The sequence below is a fragment of the Pseudomonas sp. CAN1 genome (assembly GCF_030462585.1).
In the GTDB taxonomy this organism is placed as follows: domain Bacteria; phylum Pseudomonadota; class Gammaproteobacteria; order Pseudomonadales; family Pseudomonadaceae; genus Pseudomonas.
Genome location: NZ_JASMRU010000058.1, coordinates 1 through 16,010 on the forward strand (window position 1 = coordinate 1; position 16,010 = coordinate 16,010).

At 66.4% G+C, this 16,010-nt stretch carries 17 protein-coding genes; 12 read left to right on the forward strand and 5 right to left on the reverse strand.

Annotation, left to right across the window (positions count from 1 at the left end; translation table 11 throughout):
- Positions 1 to 504 (forward strand): alpha/beta hydrolase (locus QO207_RS30360; protein WP_301535958.1); only part of this gene is annotated, 504 nt, incomplete at its 5' end.
- 376 nt (positions 505 to 880) lie between these two features.
- Here the strand turns inward: QO207_RS30360 and QO207_RS30365 are convergent.
- Positions 881 to 1,774, reverse strand: coding sequence for a LysR family transcriptional regulator (locus tag QO207_RS30365; RefSeq protein WP_301535959.1), 894 nt, complete (start codon positions 1,772 to 1,774; stop codon positions 881 to 883).
- An 89-nt stretch (positions 1,775 to 1,863) separates the two neighbouring features.
- Here QO207_RS30365 and QO207_RS30370 point away from each other — a divergent pair, with 89 nt between their 5' ends.
- The 8 genes from QO207_RS30370 (at position 1,864) to hydA (ending at position 9,861) form a co-directional block, all read left to right on the forward strand.
- A complete protein-coding gene (locus QO207_RS30370) occupies positions 1,864 to 2,640 on the forward strand; it encodes an NAD(P)H-dependent oxidoreductase (protein ID WP_301535960.1) in 777 nt (258 codons plus the stop codon).
- 279 nt (positions 2,641 to 2,919) lie between these two features.
- Entirely contained in the window at positions 2,920 to 3,705 is a 786-nt protein-coding gene (locus QO207_RS30375; protein WP_301535961.1) for a transporter substrate-binding domain-containing protein, read from the forward strand.
- Positions 3,706 to 3,788: 83 nt separating this feature from the next.
- Entirely contained in the window at positions 3,789 to 4,466 is a 678-nt protein-coding gene (locus tag QO207_RS30380) for an amino acid ABC transporter permease (RefSeq protein ID WP_301535962.1), read from the forward strand.
- Complete coding sequence (locus QO207_RS30385) at positions 4,463 to 5,197, forward strand: amino acid ABC transporter ATP-binding protein (RefSeq protein ID WP_301535963.1); 735 nt, start codon at positions 4,463 to 4,465, stop codon at positions 5,195 to 5,197. Before QO207_RS30380 ends, QO207_RS30385 begins: the two co-directional genes overlap by 4 nt.
- A 28-nt stretch (positions 5,198 to 5,225) precedes the next feature.
- Positions 5,226 to 6,491 carry a cysteine desulfurase-like protein gene (locus QO207_RS30390; protein WP_301535964.1) on the forward strand — a complete coding sequence of 422 codons (1,266 nt, stop codon included), beginning with the start codon at positions 5,226 to 5,228 and terminating at the stop codon, positions 6,489 to 6,491.
- Positions 6,492 to 6,521: 30 nt separating this feature from the next.
- Positions 6,522 to 7,397, forward strand: coding sequence for a MurR/RpiR family transcriptional regulator (locus QO207_RS30395; RefSeq protein WP_301535965.1), 876 nt, complete (start codon positions 6,522 to 6,524; stop codon positions 7,395 to 7,397).
- A gap of 60 nt (positions 7,398 to 7,457) precedes the next feature.
- The gene (locus QO207_RS30400) at positions 7,458 to 8,354 is read left to right on the forward strand and encodes an allantoinase PuuE (protein ID WP_301535966.1); all 897 of its coding nucleotides are present in this window, start codon (positions 7,458 to 7,460) and stop codon (positions 8,352 to 8,354) included.
- Positions 8,355 to 8,385: 31 nt separating this feature from the next.
- Positions 8,386 to 9,861 (forward strand): dihydropyrimidinase, encoded by a 1,476-nt coding sequence (hydA, locus tag QO207_RS30405; protein WP_367620495.1) that lies wholly within the window; start codon positions 8,386 to 8,388, stop codon positions 9,859 to 9,861.
- A 207-nt stretch (positions 9,862 to 10,068) separates the two neighbouring features.
- Here hydA and QO207_RS30410 read toward each other — a convergent pair whose 3' ends face one another.
- Positions 10,069 to 10,884, reverse strand: a complete 816-nt coding sequence (locus QO207_RS30410; RefSeq protein ID WP_301535968.1) for an aminotransferase class IV family protein — start codon at positions 10,882 to 10,884, stop codon at positions 10,069 to 10,071.
- A 116-nt stretch (positions 10,885 to 11,000) separates the two neighbouring features.
- Here QO207_RS30410 and gcvA point away from each other — a divergent pair, with 116 nt between their 5' ends.
- The gene (gene gcvA, locus QO207_RS30415) at positions 11,001 to 11,912 is read left to right on the forward strand and encodes a transcriptional regulator GcvA (RefSeq protein WP_301535969.1); all 912 of its coding nucleotides are present in this window, start codon (positions 11,001 to 11,003) and stop codon (positions 11,910 to 11,912) included.
- Position 11,913: 1 nt separating this feature from the next.
- On the opposite strand, the gene QO207_RS30420 is transcribed toward gcvA, so the two are convergent.
- The gene (locus QO207_RS30420; protein ID WP_301535974.1) at positions 11,914 to 12,327 is read right to left on the reverse strand and encodes a glycine zipper 2TM domain-containing protein; all 414 of its coding nucleotides are present in this window, start codon (positions 12,325 to 12,327) and stop codon (positions 11,914 to 11,916) included.
- 85 nt (positions 12,328 to 12,412) lie between these two features.
- Positions 12,413 to 12,694 carry a hypothetical protein gene (locus tag QO207_RS30425; protein WP_301535970.1) on the reverse strand — a complete coding sequence of 94 codons (282 nt, stop codon included), beginning with the start codon at positions 12,692 to 12,694 and terminating at the stop codon, positions 12,413 to 12,415.
- Between the two features lie 164 nt (positions 12,695 to 12,858).
- Here QO207_RS30425 and QO207_RS30430 point away from each other — a divergent pair, with 164 nt between their 5' ends.
- Positions 12,859 to 13,266, forward strand: coding sequence for a hypothetical protein (locus QO207_RS30430; protein WP_301535971.1), 408 nt, complete (start codon positions 12,859 to 12,861; stop codon positions 13,264 to 13,266).
- Positions 13,267 to 13,347: 81 nt separating this feature from the next.
- The gene (locus tag QO207_RS30435) at positions 13,348 to 13,689 is read left to right on the forward strand and encodes an FKBP-type peptidyl-prolyl cis-trans isomerase (RefSeq protein ID WP_301535972.1); all 342 of its coding nucleotides are present in this window, start codon (positions 13,348 to 13,350) and stop codon (positions 13,687 to 13,689) included.
- Between the two features lie 15 nt (positions 13,690 to 13,704).
- Here QO207_RS30435 and QO207_RS30440 read toward each other — a convergent pair whose 3' ends face one another.
- Positions 13,705 to 15,681: a DEAD/DEAH box helicase gene (locus QO207_RS30440; protein WP_301535973.1), complete on the reverse strand. Its 1,977-nt coding sequence runs from the start codon at positions 15,679 to 15,681 to the stop codon at positions 13,705 to 13,707.
- Between the last annotated feature and the right edge of the window lie 329 nt (positions 15,682 to 16,010).

A 16,010-nucleotide genomic window follows, 5' to 3' on the forward strand; every position in this document is an offset into this window, starting at 1 on the left:
CTGGCCGAACAGAAGGACCCGCTCACCGGCGACCCCAGCGGCGGCGCCGACGCCTTCCTCGACCTGATGCGTGACCGGATGCTGCCGGCCGTGGCCGCGCAAGCGCCCATCGACCTCGCGCAGCAGACGCTCTGGGGCCACTCCTACGGCGGTCTGCTGACCCTCCACGCGCTGCTGACCCGCCCGCAGCAGTTCAGCTTCTACGCTCCGGCGAGCCCTTCGCTGTGGTGGGGCGATGGCGCCATTCTCAAGGAGCAGGTCGGCTTCGCCCAGCGCCTGGCCGGGCATTCCGCGCAACTGCTGCTGATGCGCGGCGGCGAAGAACCCTTCCGCCCGCGCGAAGGCATCACCCCCAGCGCTCCCCGCGCCGCCCAGCAACTGGTGGAAGACGTGGCCAAGGTTCCCGGCATGCAGGCGCAGTTCCATGCCTTCGACGGCATGAGCCACGGGCAGACGCTGGAGGCTTCGCTGCAGTACCTGTTGCGGCTGCGCTTCGTGGACTGAGACGCCAGGACGCACTTGTAGGATGGTGTGGAGCGAAGCGATACCCATCATTCCCGGCGACGAGGCAGCATGGGTATCGCTGCGCTCCACCCATCCTACGTACCTGACTGGATACTCCACCGCTGGCCGAATCCCCTCACCCCAGCCCTCTCCCAGAGGGAGAGGGAGCAGTTCGTGCCAGCTGACGCGGCGGCTTCATCCTGTTCCGAACGGTCCCCTCTCCCTCTCGGAGAGGGTTAGGGTGAGGGCTTGCCCAGCGCCAGTTTCTCCCCTGTAGGAGCGAGCTTGCTCGCGAACCCGCACAGCAGTGAAGCCGCCGGCAAGCCCGTTCGTGAGCAAGAACCAGGCGTCCCCCTCGTTCCTACGAAGAGCCCCGTCAGACCGATGCCGCAATCTGCTCCCGCAACCACCGATGCGCCGGATCACGGTGCGAGCGCTCGTCCCAGAGCATCGACATCTCGTACCCCGGCACCGCCACCGGCGCTTCCACCACCCGCAACGCCGGGTTATCCCGCACCAGCCGCGCGGGCACCATGGCCACCAGGTCGCTGCTGGCCAGCGCCGAAATGACGAAGAGGAAATGCGGCACCGACAGCGCTACACGCCGGCTCAGGCCAACCGCTGCCAGCGCCTCGTCGGTCACCCCGCTGAAGCCGCCGCCATCAGGCGACACCATCACATGTTCCAGCTGGCAGAACTGCGCCAGGCTCGGCTTGCGCTTGAGCCTCGGGTGCCCGGCGCGGCCGGCCAGCACGTAGCGCTCGCTGAACAATGTGCGGCGGCGCATGCCCGGCGGGCTGCCTTCGCTGGTGTGAAAGGCCAGATCGATCTCGCCCTGTTCCGCCTGCCGGGYGATCCGTGGCGGCGACAGTTCCAGCAGCGCCAGACGCGTGCCCGGTGCGCTGCCACGAATGGCGCTCAGCGCCGGCAGCAGGATGGTGGATTCGCCGTAGTCAGTGGCAGCGATGCGCCAGGTGTTGTCCGCCTGGGCCGGGTCGAAGGGCGCAGACGGCGCGACCGCCTGTTCCAGCGCCTCCAGCGCGATGCGCAACGGTTCCCGCAGCGACTCCGCCCGCGCCGTCGGGCGCATGCCGCGCGGGCCGGGCAGCAGCAGCGGGTCGTCGAAGATGTCGCGCAGCTTCGCCAGGTGCACGCTCACCGACGGCTGCGAGAAGTTCAGTCGCTCCGCCGCGCGCGTCACGTTGTGCTCGGCAAGCAGCACATCCAGGGTCACCAGCAGGTTGAGGTCGAGCCTGCGCAGATTATTCATTCATATACCTGGGATAACGGATATTCATTTCCACTATACCGGCGGCAATCGCATCCTGCGCACATCCCCTCCCAACGGAAGCCGCCGTCATGAAAGTACTGATCGTCTACGCCCACCCGGAACCGCGCTCGCTCAACGGTTCGCTGAAGGATTTCGCCGTGCGCCGCCTGCAGGCCGCCGGGCATGAAGTGCAGGTCTCCGACCTCTACGCGATGAACTGGAAAGCCACCCTAGACTCCGCCGACAGCCTCGACCGCGACCCGGAAGCGCGCTTCGATCCGTCCCAGGACTCCAAGCGCGCCTACGCCGCCGGCCGGCAGAGCAGCGACATCGCCGCCGAGCAGGACAAACTGCGCTGGGCCGACACGGTGATCCTGCAGTTCCCGCTGTGGTGGTTCACCATGCCAGCAATCCTCAAAGGCTGGTTCGAACGGGTCTATGCCTACGGCTTCGCCTATGGCGTCGGAGAGCACTCCGATGCCCGCTGGGGTGACCGCTACGGCGAAGGCAACCTGGCCGGCAAGCGCGCCATGCTGGTGGTCACCACCGGCGGCTGGGAATCGCACTACAGCGCCCGCGGCATCAACGGCCCGATCGACGACCTGCTGTTCCCGATCCACCACGGCGTGCTGCACTACCCCGGCTTCGACGTGCTGCCGCCCTACCTGGTCTACCGCACCAGCCGCGTCGATGCGCAGCGCTACGCAAAGATCGAACAGGAACTGGGCGAGCGCCTGGACACCCTGCAGACCACCACGCCCATCCCCTTCCGCCGGCAGAACGGCGGCGACTACGACATCCCCGCACTGACCCTGCGCGAGGAGATCGAACCGCAGGCGAGCGGCTTCAAGGCACACCTGAACTGACCTGCACGCGCCCCGCTCAGCGCTGTAAACCGGTGCAGGCGGCACTCGATGAAAGGCTCTGGGGCGCGCATTTCCTGCCCCCTGAGCCCTGCCCGGAGCGCCCCGAAAGGGTGCGCAGCGCACCACCAGAGAACTATTTGATTCATTAAAATTAGTTATTGAACTATTTGATTTACAGGCTTACCCTCGACGACAGATTCCCCAGACGGGATCGCCAGCTTCTTCTGAACAGGCCCTTCAAAAGCGGCCTCTTTAACAACAAGAACGAGGGGAGCAGCAATGAAAGCAAAGGTTGTAGCAGGATTCGCCCTGGCAGCAGCATTCGCCGCCGGCGCCAGCAGCGCCTGGTCCGCTGACTGGACGGTCGGCGCCAACGTCGGCAACGTACCGTGGGAGTTCCAGGACGCCAAGGGCGACATCGTCGGCTTCGAAGTGGACGTGGTCCGCGAGGCCGCCAAGCGCGCCGGCAAGACCGTCGAGTTCGTCAACATTCCCTTCAATGGGCTGTTCAGCGCGGTACAGTCGCAGCGCGCGGACCTGGCCATTTCCTCCATCACCATCACGCCCAAGCGCCTGGAGTCGGTTGGCTTCGCCCAGCCGTACTACGACAGCGACCAGTCCCTGTCGGTGCTCAAGTCGTCCTCGATCAAGAACCTGGACGACCTCTCCGGCAAGGTGGTCGGTGTCGATACCGGCTCCACCGGCGACATGTGGGTCGGCCAGCACAGCGCGCAGTACAAGATCGGCGACGTGTCGCGCTACGAAGGGTTGTCCCCGGCCATGCTCGACCTCGCCTCCGGGCGCATCGACGGCTACATCAGCGACATTCCCGCGGTGCTCTATTACATCAAGGACAAGCCACAGTACGCCGTGGTCGCGCACATCCCCACCGGGGAGCGCTACGCGATCATGCACGCGAAGAACTGGCCGGCCTCGGCGCAGCTGAACGACATCATCAGCGCCATGAAGCAGGACGGCTACATCGCCGGCCTGCACAAGAAGTGGTTCGGCGCCGACGCAACCGCCGGCTCCAGCACCCTGGAAGTGGTCGACGCGCCGCGCTGACACCATCCCTGCCATGCGGCGCCCCTGGTGGCGCCGCTTCGCTCAGGCTGCTTCGTTTAGGCCGCTTCGTTTAGGAAGTCCTGATGGAACTGCTACATACCTTCTTCAACTGGAACGTCTTCGTCGACGCCCTGCCGGTGATGCTGCGCGGGCTCGGCGTGACCATCATGCTCGGCGTCGTCAGCATCGTGCTGGGCCTGGTCGGCGGGCTGGCACTGGCGATGATCCGCCTGTATGCCCTGGCTCCCCTGCGCACCCTGGCGCGTGTCTACATCGACGTGCTGCGCTCGATCCCGCTGCTGGTGCTGCTGGTGCTGATCTACTACGCGCTGCCGTTCATGGGCATTCGCCTGTCATCCTTCGCCGCGGCGACGACGGCGCTGTCGATGGTCTCCTGCGCCTATGCCGCGGAAATCTTCCGTTCCGGCATCGAAGCCATCCCGCGGGGCCAGTTCGAGGCCGCCGCATCGCAGGGCATGGGCTTCCTCCACACCATGCGCGACGTGATCCTGCCCCAGGCCATGCGCATCGTCATGCCGCCGATGACCAGCAACTGCATCAACGTGATGAAGGACACCGCCCTGGCCTCGGTCGTGGCGATGCCCGACCTGCTCAAGCAGGCGACCCAGGCGCAGGCACTGGCAGCGAACCCTACGCCCCTGGTCGGCGCAGCCGTCATGTACCTGCTGCTGTTGCTGCCACTGGTGCAACTGGTGAGCTGGATCGAGCAACGCAATCACAGCCGGAGCAAAGCCGCATGAAGCCGATCATCCAGGTCAAGCGCATGTCCAAGCACTACGGCGATTTCCAGGCGCTGCACGGCATCGATCTCGATGTCGTCGAGGGCGAGGTAGTGGTCATTCTCGGCCCCTCCGGCTCAGGCAAGTCCACCCTGATCCGCTGCATCAACCTGCTGGAGAACTACCAGCAGGGCGACATCCTGGTGGCCGGCGAGCGCGTCGAGAACGGCCCGCGCCTGGCGCACATCCGCAGCGAAGTGGGCATGGTGTTCCAGGGCTTCAACCTCTATCCGCACCTGAGTGTGTTGGACAACGTTGCCCTGGCGCCGATCCGCGTGAGGAAGATGTCGCGCCGCGACGCCCAGGCCCGTGCACAGGTGCTGCTGGAAAAGGTCGGCATGGCCAGCCACGCGCACAAGCTGCCCGGCCAGCTCTCCGGCGGCCAGCAGCAGCGCGTGGCGATTGCCCGCACCATGGCGATGGAACCCAAGGTCATCCTCTTCGACGAACCCACCTCTGCCCTCGACCCGGAGATGGTCGGCGAAGTGCTCGACGTCATGCAGGCCCTGGCCCGCACCGGCGTGACCATGATCGTGGTCACCCATGAAATGGGCTTCGCCCGGCGCGTGGCCGATCGGGTGATCTTCATGGAAAGCGGGCGCATCGTCGAAGAGAACCAGCCCGAAGCGTTCTTCACCCAGCCCCGTGAAGCCCGCACCCAAGCCTTCCTGCAGGCCATCCTGCATCACTGAATACTGCTCACCGAATAGGAGCACTGCCTTGAATCTGCCCCTTGCTTCCTGCCCCGGCACACTCGACATGGACTACGTGCGGGCCCAGTTCCCCATGCTCGCCGACGGCTTCGCCTACCTCGACAACGCCGGTGGCTCGGCCGTGCTCGGCCGCGTGGCCGACCGGGTGCGCGACTACCTGCTCCACCACAGCGTGCAGCTGGGCGCCTCCTACAGCGGCTCGGTGGACGCCGGCGCGCTGGTGCTGCAGGCGCGCCAGGCCATCGCCCAGCTGATCAATGCCCGTCATCACGAAGAAGTGATCATGGGCGGTTCCACCACCCACCTGCTGCAGACGCTCTGCCGCGCGCTGGCGCCGAGCATCGGGCCCGGCGATGAAATCATCGTCACCAACAGCGACCACGAAGCCAACATCGGCCCCTGGGTACGCCTGGCCGAAGAGCGCGGCGCCACGCTGAAGTTCTGGGAAGTCGACCGCGACAGCCGCGAGCTGGAGCTGGCCGACCTGGACCAGTTGCTCAGCCCGCGCACCCGCTACGTCAGCATGACCCACGCCTCCAACATCCTCGGCAGCGTCAACCCGGTGGCCGAAGTCGCCCGGCGCGTCCATGCGGTCGGCGGCAAGCTGTGCGTCGATGCCGTCGCCTATGCGCCGCACCGTCTGGTGGATGTCCAGGCCAGCGCCGCCGACTACTACGTGTTCAGCTTCTACAAGGTGTTCGGCCCGCATTTCGCCGTGCTCTGGGGCCAGCGCCAGGCGCTGCTGGAGCTGCCGAGCCTGAACCACTTCTTCATCGGCCGCGAAGTGCTGCCCTACAAGCTGCAGCCCGGCAACCTCAACTACGAGCTGTCCCATGGCTGCGCCGGCATCAACGACTACCTGCTGGACATCGGCACCCGCCTCGGCGCCCAGGGCAACCCGCGGCAAGTCATGCAGGCCGCCTTCGATGCCTTCGAGCTGCAGGAAGACCAGGTGGCCGAGCGGTTGCTGCAGTTCCTCCGCGACAAGCCCGGTGTGCGTATCATTGGCCAGGCGCAAGTGAAGGATCGCGTGCGCGTGCCGACCATCAGCTTCATCGCCGACGGCCTGCAGTCGGAGAGCGTGGTGCGGGCCATGGACGAGCAGCGTATCGGCATCCGCTTCGGTGACTTTTACGCCAGGCGCCTGATCGAGCATCTCGGGCTGGCGAAGCATGGCGGCGTAGTGCGGGTTTCCATCGCCCACTACAACACACTGGAGGAGATCGACCGCCTGGTCGAACACCTCGATGGCACGCTCGATCGCCTGCGCTGATCGACGCTCCCCAACCTGACCGAGCCTCTTATGTCTGCCCCGAAGAATCTCACGGAACTGCGTGCCGCCATCGTCGCCCAGCAGGCCGACCTGACCCAGCGCATGCGCGATGCCGCGCGCTACCTGACGGACCACCCGCATGATGTCGCGCTGAACACCGTCGCGGCGCTCAGCGAGCAATCGGGCATCGCGTCAACGGCCTTCATCCGCCTGGCCAAGGCGCTGGGCTTCAACGGCTTCAGCGAGCTGCAGAAGCTGTTCAAGGAGCCTTTGCAGCAGGCCGGCCATGGCAGCTTCAGCGAGCGCATCCGCCACCACAAGGGCGAGCAGCTGCTGGAAGATCCCACCGATGTCGGCGGCATCCTGCGCGAGTTCAGCCGGGCCAACATCGTCTCCCTGGAGCACCTGGCGGAAGGCACCCAGCAGGCCGCCATCGAAGAGGCCATCGCGTTGCTGCAAGGCTCGCGCACCGCCTTCGTGATCGGCATGCGTCGCTCCTTCCCGGTCGCCAGCTACCTGAGCTACGCGCTCAGTCGCGGCGGTCGGCCGTCGGTGCACATCGGTGGTTTCGGCGGCACCCTGCGCGAGCAGGTTGGTGCGGTGCGCGCCGATGACGTGCTGGTGGCCGTGAGCTTTCCGCCCTATGCCGGCGACACCGTCGAGGCCTGCCAGCAGGCACTGGCCGCCGGCGCCAAGGTGCTGGCGATTACCGACAGCCTGCTCAGCCCGATTGCCCAGCGCGCGTCAGTGCTGATCGAGGTCAGCGACGCTGAATTGCTCGGTTTCCGTTCGCTGACGGCGTCGTTCTGCGTGGCGCAGACCCTGGCCATGGGCCTGGCCTTCCGCGACCGCCAGGCTGCGGACGGCAGTTTCGATCATCAGGTGCTCGAAGACATCGACTGCTGATCCACCCACGATCCTCTTGTTTGGTGCGGCCCCCAGGGCCGCTGCCAGGAGTCCCTCTGCATGAAAGAACCTGTTCGCAACCTCGTCGGCTACGGCCGTCATCGCCCCACCGGCCGCTGGCCGAATGGCTCGCGCCTGGCCATCAGCCTGGTGATCAACTACGAAGAAGGCTCCGAGCGTTCGCTGGCCATGGGCGACCCGGACCAGGAATCGATGACCGAGTGGGGCAGCTACCAGTGCCCGCCCGGCGTACGCAACCTGGCCATGGAGTCGATGTACGAATACGGCTCGCGCGTCGGCATCTGGCGCATCCTGGATATCCTCCAGGCCGCCGAAGTACCCGCCACCTTCCACGCCTGTGCGGTGGCCTTCGAACAGAACCCGGACGTCGCCCGCGCCGCCGTCGAACTCGGCCACGAAATCTGCAGCCACGGCTATCGCTGGGAAGAGGTCTTCCGCCTCAGCGAGGCCGAGGAGCGCGAGCACATCCGCCTGGCCATCGAGTCCTTCGAGCGTACCTGCGGCAAGCGCCCGGTGGGCTGGTACTGCCGCTATGGCGCCAGTGTGCATACCCGCCGGCTGGTCGCCGAAGAAGGCGGATTCCTCTATGACTCCGACTCCTACAACGACGACGTGCCCTACTTCGTCGAAGTCGAAGGCAAGCGCCATCTGGTGGTGCCCTACACTTCCGACGTCAACGACTTCCGCTACTGGAACACCCCGGGTCTGAACCAGGCTTCGGACTTCCTCGAGTACATGAAGGAAAGCTTCGATGTGCTCTACGAGGAATCGGCGCAGGGCCTGCGCATGCTCTCCATCGGCCTGCACCCGCGGATGGTCGGCCGCCCCGGCCGGGTGATGGCGATCAAGCGCTTCATCGAGTACGCCCAGCAGCACAGCGACGTCTGGTTCGCCACCCGCGAACAGATCGCCCGCGCCTGGCTGGAGCGCTCCTGAGGTGGCCGCTCCTGAGGTGGCCGCTCCTGAGGTGGCGGCTTCTGAGACAGCGGATCCTGGCGCCGGCGACAGCGCACTCTTCGACCTGGTCATCCGCAATGCAAGGGCGGTGACCGCCGCTGACGAGTTCCACTGCGATATCGCGGTGCAGGGCGGCACCATTGTCGCCCTCGGCCGCGACCTGCCGGCGGCAAGGCGCGAGATCGATGCCGCCGGGCGCTACGTGACACCCGGCGGCATCGACAGCCATGTGCATTTCGACCAGCCCACCGGCGACGGCTCGCGAATGGCCGACGATTTTCACAGCGGCACCCGCTCGGCGGCCTGCGGTGGCACCACCTGCGTGATTCCCTTTGCCTGCCAGCAGAAGGGCCAGTCACTGCGCGCCGCCGTCGAGGACTACCACCGGCGCGCCGAAGGCAAGGCACTGATCGACTATGCCTTCCACCTGATCGTCACCGACCCCACCGAACAGGTCCTGCGGGAGGAACTCCCCGCGCTGATCGACGAGGGCTACAGCTCGTTCAAGATCTACATGACCTACGACGCGCTCAAGCTCGATGACCGGCAGATTCTGGAAACCCTCAGCGTCGCGCGCGAGCACGGCGCCATGGTCATGCTCCACGCGGAAAACAGTGACTGCATCGGCTGGCTGACCGAACGCCTGCTCGCCGCCGGGCACAGCGCGCCGCGCTACCACGCCAGCTCGCGGCCGATGCTGGTGGAGCGCGAAGCCACCCACCGCGCCATCGCCCTGGCGGAGCTGGTGGATGTGCCGATCCTGATCGTCCACGTCTCCGGCCGCGAAGCCATCGAGCAGATTCGCTGGGCCCAGGGCCAGGGGCTCAAGGTGTATGCCGAGACCTGCCCGCAATACCTGTTCCTGACCGCCGACGCGCTGGGCTGCGATGAAAGCTTCGAAGGGGCGAAATGCATCTGCAGCCCTCCTCCGCGGGATGCGGCCAACCAGTCGGTGATCTGGAACGGCCTGGTCAACGGCAGCTTCGAGGTGTTCTCCTCCGACCACGCGCCGTTCTGCTACGACGGGCCGGAGGGCAAGCGCGCCCACGGTGAAGACGCCTCGTTCGAGCGCATCGCCAACGGCATTCCCGGCGTGGAAACCCGCATGCCGCTGCTCTGGTCCGAAGGGGTACTCAGGGGGCGCATCAGTGCCCAGCAGTTTGTTGCGCTGACCTCCAGCAATGCTGCGCGACTCTACGGCCTGGCACCGCGCAAGGGCACCATCGCCGTGGGCGCCGACGCCGACCTGGTGATCTGGAACGACGGCCTGGACCTGTGCCTGGACAACCGGATGCTGCACCACAACGTCGACTACACGCCTTACGAGGGCATGCACCTGCAAGCCTGGCCGGCGCTCACCCTGTCGCGCGGCGAAGTGGTGTTCGATGGCCGGCCACGACTGGAGCCAGGACGCGGCCGCTTCCTGCGCTGTGAGCGGCCGGCGCCGGCGCAGCATCGCCAGCGCGGCAGTCTTCTGCCGGTCTGAGTCACGGCAGAAAGGCGGCGACTACGAAATACCCGCGCTGATCCTGCGCGAGGAGACGAACCGCAAGCAAATGGGTTCGCGGCGCGTCTGGAGTAAACCTCTGTTCGCGAGCAAGCTCGCTCCTACAGGAACAGGCAGCACTGCTTTTCGTAGGACCGAGGGGGACGCCTAGTCCTTGCTCGCGAACCGCCCAACTGCAGACTTTCCTCAGGGCTTAACGCGCGGCTCGGCCTCGAAGGCACTGCGCAGCAGTTCGACAAACTCCGGCGCCGGTGGAATCTCCACCTCGCCGATGCGGCTTATCGGTACCGCCGGCGTCCAGGAGTTCATCAGCACGGCGCCGGTCAGGCGCGGCAAATCCTGGCGGTCGATGCTCAGCGACGACTGGCGCGCGCCGAGCCTGGCCAGTTGGCGCTGAAGGATGCCCATGGTGGTTCCGGCGAGCATCTTTGCCCTCGGCCAGATCACGCTTTCACCGTCCCAGAACGCCAGGTTCCAGATCGTCGCCTCGCTGAAGCGGCCACGGTGATCGGTGAATACCGCATCGTCGAAACCGGCGGTCACCGCTTCGCGCAGGTACCAGGTCTTGGCGATCTCGCCGACGTGTTTGATCTCCGGCAGCACCCGCTCATGCCCGGCAATGGCCAGCGACAGCGGGCCCTGCGGCCCATCCGACGGCGGCGCGGTGCGCACCAGCAGCTCGGGGCGCTGCTCGGGGCCGGCGACGGTGAACTCCCCGGCCGGCGAGTACACCGTGGCCATCAGCGAAGTGTCCGCCGGCGCCTGCTCCAGCGCGGCGCGCAAGGCAGCGCGGATTTCCTCGTCGGCATGGCTCTCGCCGAACAGCCGCTGCGAGGCATTGCGCAGGCGCTCCAGGTGCAGGTCCAGCCCACGGATGCCGCCGCCGCGCACCTGCATGGCGGTGAAGTGGGCGTAACCAGCAAAGGCCAACGGCGCAAGGTCATCGGCGCTGGCCGGCTGAGCATTGCGTTGGGTGATGTAGGGATGGATGGCGGCGGACATGGCTTGGGCTTCCTCTGCTTCAAGTTGATCTTCAAGGCAAGCCAACTATCGACCTTTGACGAAGCCAGGAGAAACGAGTATTTCTCGACGGATCATCAAGAAGGATTTGAAGATCGATGAGCCGTCCCTTTCCCGGAATTCGCTCGCTGCGCACCTTCGAGGCCGCCGGCCGCCACCTGAATTTCACCCGCGCAGCCGAAGAAGTCGGCCTCACCCCGGCAGCGGTCAGCCACCAGATCAAGGAGCTGGAAGACCAGCTCGGCCTCGGCCTGTTCGTGCGTACCAGCCGCAGCATCCAGCTGACCCCGGCAGGCGCCTTGCTGCTGGAGGCGGCGGCGGAGTCCCTCGGCCTGCTGCACCGCGCCACCGTGCGCGCGCGGCGGCTGGCGCGGACCTCGGAGCAATTGCGGGTTTCGCTTACCGCGCGCTTTGCCACCCACTGGCTGCTGCCGCGCCTGCCGCAGTTCCGCGCGCTGCATCCGGGGCTGAGGCTGAGCTTCGACGTCAGCGACGAGCTGCGCGATTTCGCCGTCGACGACATCGACCTGGCCATCCGCTTTGGCAGCGGACGCTATCCCGGCCTGCTGGCCGAGCGCCTGTTCGACACCCAGATAGTCCCGGTGTGCTGCCCCAGCCTGCTGGAAGACGGCCCGCCACTGTGCGAACCCAGTGACCTGCAGGCCCACACGCTGTGCCACGTAGTGTGCGAAACCGAAGGCGCGGCCTGGCCGGACTGGTCACGCTGGATGGCGGCGGCCGGCGTGGAGGATTTCGACGCCAGCAACTGCGTCACGTTTGAGGACACCAGCCACGTGGTGCAGGCGGTGCTCGAAGGCGGCGCGGTCGGGCTGGCTGACCACGCCATGGTCGCCCGCGAACTGGAGCAAGGGCTACTCGTGCAACCGTTCGAGCTGGGCGTGCGGGTCGCCGAGGACTACGCCTACAACCTGGTCTACCCGCAGGCCAGCGCGGACGACCCACGCGTCAGGGCCTTCCGTGACTGGATTCTGCAGGAGCTGGCCAGCTGACTCAGTCGCTGCGCGGTACTACCCGCGCACCAGCGCCCTGCCCTTCGACATAGACCTTGGTGCCAGGCTTGAGGTCGGCATTGACCGGCTGGGTCACCGACACCAGTACCCCGCTGTTCATCCGCACGATGATCTGCTGGGCCTGCCGCGGCTGGTCGTAGCGACGCTGTTCGGCATAGTTGCCGCCCACGCCGCCGGCCAGCGCGCCGGCAATCATCGCTACATCGCGGCCGGTGCCGCGACCGATCAGGCTACCCAGCGCGACGCCGCCCAGGCCGCCGAGAATGGCGCCGACACCGGTGTCATGGTTGCTCTGCACCTGGGTGTCGGTGACCTGCTCGACCACGCCGGTGCGGATTTCCATTTCCCCCGGCACGTTGTTCGACGCGCCGTAGCCGCCACCACCGCCATCCATCCCCGCGCAGGCGCTCAGGCTGAAGACGATGAAGCCAATGAGGAATCCGTGCTGGATGCGTTTCATGCTGTTCTCCCTGGAAGGTTCAGCGCTCGTGTTCGTTGGCCACGTCAGCGGCGGCGCGCAGCTCGGCGTCGGCCTCGGCAAGCAACTGGCGGGCGCGCCCGGCATGGCCGCCGAGCCGTGAGTTGTTGTCGTACTGTGCTTCGCCGATCAACCGCCATGCCTGCACGATATGTTCCTGCGCGGCCCGCAGGTTGCCGTGGTGTTCGCCGATATTGACCTCCGGCGGCCCGGCCTGGCTGCTGCAACCGAAGGCCAGACACAGGCCGGTGAGGCAGACAAGCTGCAGAAAATGTCGTGGCATGGCGGTCTCCCGTGTCCCGGCTCGCTTGCTGAGCATTGCCCAGATTTTCCCGAATGCCCGCCGGCAGGGCCTGCGGTGCGGGCTTTTCGACAGGCGGTCAGGCTCGACGGTTGCTCGCTGCGGGAGCAGACTTGCCCCTTGGTCCACCTGCCGGGGTCCCCTGCATGTTCGAGCGCGACGGCGTCACCTACGAGTTCCACCACATGGGCATCCCCACCGATGAACCGCGCGAGGGCGAGCGCTACAGCGCGCTTTACCGCATGTACACCAGCGACGCGCAAACCCAGCTGCTGCACGTGCAGTACCACCGTTTCGAGGCGGGCAGCACGCTGCACGAACTGATGCGCACGGTTCCGCACCCGGCCTTCAAGGTCTCCGACCTGGAGCGCGCCATCGCGGGCAAGCAGGTCATCCTCGGCCCCTACGAGCCCATCGACGACTACCGCGTGGCGGTGATCATCGATGGCGGCATCCCGGTGGAGCTGATCCAGACCCGCCTGAGCGACGAGCAGATCTGGGGCCGCGCCCGCAGCGGTGAGCAGGCTTCGCTGTATGCGGCGCAGCCCGACTGAAGCTTGCCTTAAGCGGGCTTTCCTGCGAAAACGCTCGCCCTCGCGGCATTGGCGCCGCATCCCGCACCTAGAGAAAGCACCATGAGCAGCGAACTGCAGATCGAAGATATCGTCGTCGGCGACGGCAAGGCCGTGGTCAAGGGCGCCCTGATCACCACCCAGTACAAAGGCACCCTGGAGGACGGCACCGTCTTCGACTCGTCCTACGACAAGGGCCGCCCGTTCCAGTGCGTGATCGGCACCRGCCGGGTGATCAAGGGCTGGGATATCGGCCTGATGGGCATGCAGGTCGGCGGCAAGCGCAAGCTGTTCGTGCCCGCGCACCTGGCCTACGGCGAACGCCAGGTGGGCGCGCATATCCAGCCCAACTCCAACCTGCTGTTCGAGATCGAGCTGCTGGAAGTGCTCACCCGCGACGACTGATCGCTCTCTTCGGGCTCAGGCCGGTACAGTTTCCACGTTGCGCCGCAGGGCCAGGATCGCCGTCGGCCCCTGGGCCTTGCGGGTGAACCAGAACACCCGGCTCACGCCACGGGTAATCGCTACGTAGGCCAGGCGCAGCTGTTCGTCCTGCTGGGCCTGGTCGTAGCTGCTGGCAAAGAAACCCGAAGCCGCGTACAGCGCGCTACGCAGCGGGTGTTTTTCCGGCGGCGCACAGTCGTCGACGATGATCGCCACTTCCGCTTGCAGGCCCTTGGCGCGGTGGATGGTCATGCCCTTCACCGGCAGCTTGCGGTCCAGTTCGCCAAGGATGGTCTGCAAGGTTTCATTGCGCCGGCTGAGCAGCAGCACGGCAGTCTTCTCCCGCGAGCCACGCGCGGCGACGTGCTCGCACTGCTTGCGGATTTCCTCCAGCAGCAGCGGCAGGCTGTTGCGCGCATCGAAGCGCTGCACCAGCTTCACCCCGTGGTCACCCGCCTCCGCCGACTTGAACGCGCGGCAGGTCTTGGCCTGCTTGTTGGCCACCCCCACCAGCACCCGTTCGCCATCGCGGATCACCGGGTCGATGCTGCGGTAGTTGGTTTCCAGCAGCAGCACGCGGCTCTTGCGCCGGCCCTTGCTGGGGAAATGCCGGTCGAAGTCCATGAACAGCTCCGGCGAGCTGCCGCGCCAGGCGTAGATGGATTGCCAGTCGTCACCGATGGCCATCAGGCTGACCGACTCGCCGCGCTTGGCGAGGTCGCGATGCAGCGCCTGCAGCCATTGCACGATCTGCGGCGAGACGTCCTGGAACTCGTCGATCAACAGGTGCTGGAACGGCGCCAGGGCCGCGGCCGGCAACTTGCCGTCGCCGAGCTGGTCGGTGAGGCGCTGGAAGGCCAGGTTGAAGGTCAGCAGGCCCTGCTCCTGCAAGGCTGCGTCGAAGGCCGCCCAGAACAGCTGCAACGCCTCGATGAACTGGCGCTCGCGCGGCGGGCAGGCGAGTTTCTGCGGCTGYAGTTGGGCGATGCGCAGGCCGATGCTTTCGATGAAGCCGGATTGCGCGTAGAAGGCTTCGAACAGCGGCAGCGCGACGAACTCGCCCGGCAGCTTGAAGGTATCCAGCGGTGCCTTGCCGATGCGTGGCGGCTTGCCGTCTTCGCCGGCTTCGGGCGGTGCCGGCAGCTCCAGCAACTGATGCACCAGCGTGCGGAATGCCGGCTGGTCGGCATAGCACTGCTGGTAGACCTGCTTGAGCAGGCGCTGCTGCGCTGGGCGCAGGCGGCCGGCGAGCAAGGGGTTGTCCAGCTCGCTGGCGGGGTCGCGGTCGTCCAGCTGCTCGAACCAGCGCGGGTTCTTCAGCGCCACCTTGGCCAGGGTGCCCATGGCCGAATGGAAGGTCCGCACGCACTGCCGCGCCTGCGCTGCATCAAACGGATGGCCCCAGTAGCCGAGCACCTTTACCAGTTGCTCGCGCAGCTGCGCGCAGGAGGCGTTGGTGAAGGAAATCACCGTCACCTTCTCGGCGTCGATCCCCAGGTGGCAAAGCATGTAGACCACCCGCAGCACCAGGGTGGTGGATTTGCCGGAACCGGCGCCGGCGAAGATGCGCGTCAGCGGCTCGGGCGCGAGGATCATCGCCCACTGCTCGTCCGATGGCAGGCTGACTATCCCGTGGGCGGCGGCCTGGGCCACGCGCTGGCGCATGTCGACGGCGTGCTGTTCATCCGGCGCCGTTGCAGTGCCGTATATGCCGGCAGCAGCCGCTGCTCGCGGGCGCTTGGGCGCGGGCGCGTCTCCGTCTTTCTTTGCCTTGGGGCTGCGTTTGGCCGGCGCCTTGCTCGCGCCCTTCGCCTTGCCCTTTGCCTTGCCACGCGCGCTCGTCTTGGGCTGCGCCGCTTCGCGCTCGGCGCGCAGGTATTCGGTGGTGCGGGGGAAATAACGCGCAAGGGCTTCGGCAACCAGCCGCTTGTAGCGTTCGACAGCAGACTCCATGGGTCCTACCAGATCAGTTACAGCGTTGAATCATAAGCGCTTTCGGACAATGACAGGCAATCAATCCGGCGGTTCCTCGATACCCTGGAAAATTGATAACCATTAGCGATTGGATTAGAGTCGGGCTCCCGCTTTTTCCGGCCACGCCGCCCCTACGGATGACCCCATGTTCGAACTGGAAAATGTCAGTTTCAGCGTCCCCGGTCGCACCCTCCTGCAACCGCTGAGCCTGCAGCTGGCCGACGGCAACACCCAGGCGCGGCGTTACTGGAGCCGGACTGACCAGTGCCCCCGAGGCGTAGCCGGTGGCCCCCTGCAGGATCAGACCG

Excerpts from the sequence above, each read along its gene's own strand:
- QO207_RS30385 (WP_301535963.1), top strand. The coding sequence starts at position 4,463 with ATGAAGCCGATCATCCAGGTCAAGCGCATGTCCAAGCACTACGGCGAT.
- QO207_RS30425 (WP_301535970.1), bottom strand. The coding sequence starts at position 12,694 with ATGCCACGACATTTTCTGCAGCTTGTCTGCCTCACCGGCCTGTGTCTG.
- QO207_RS30375 (WP_301535961.1), top strand. The coding sequence starts at position 2,920 with ATGAAAGCAAAGGTTGTAGCAGGATTCGCCCTGGCAGCAGCATTCGCC.
- QO207_RS30400 (WP_301535966.1), top strand. The coding sequence starts at position 7,458 with ATGAAAGAACCTGTTCGCAACCTCGTCGGCTACGGCCGTCATCGCCCC.
- QO207_RS30430 (WP_301535971.1), top strand. The coding sequence starts at position 12,859 with ATGTTCGAGCGCGACGGCGTCACCTACGAGTTCCACCACATGGGCATC.
- QO207_RS30420 (WP_301535974.1), bottom strand. The coding sequence starts at position 12,327 with ATGGATGGCGGTGGTGGCGGCTACGGCGCGTCGAACAACGTGCCGGGG.
- QO207_RS30370 (WP_301535960.1), top strand. The coding sequence starts at position 1,864 with ATGAAAGTACTGATCGTCTACGCCCACCCGGAACCGCGCTCGCTCAAC.
- QO207_RS30380 (WP_301535962.1), top strand. The coding sequence starts at position 3,789 with ATGGAACTGCTACATACCTTCTTCAACTGGAACGTCTTCGTCGACGCC.
- QO207_RS30395 (WP_301535965.1), top strand. The coding sequence starts at position 6,522 with ATGTCTGCCCCGAAGAATCTCACGGAACTGCGTGCCGCCATCGTCGCC.
- QO207_RS30410 (WP_301535968.1), bottom strand. The coding sequence starts at position 10,884 with ATGTCCGCCGCCATCCATCCCTACATCACCCAACGCAATGCTCAGCCG.
- gcvA (WP_301535969.1), top strand. The coding sequence starts at position 11,001 with ATGAGCCGTCCCTTTCCCGGAATTCGCTCGCTGCGCACCTTCGAGGCC.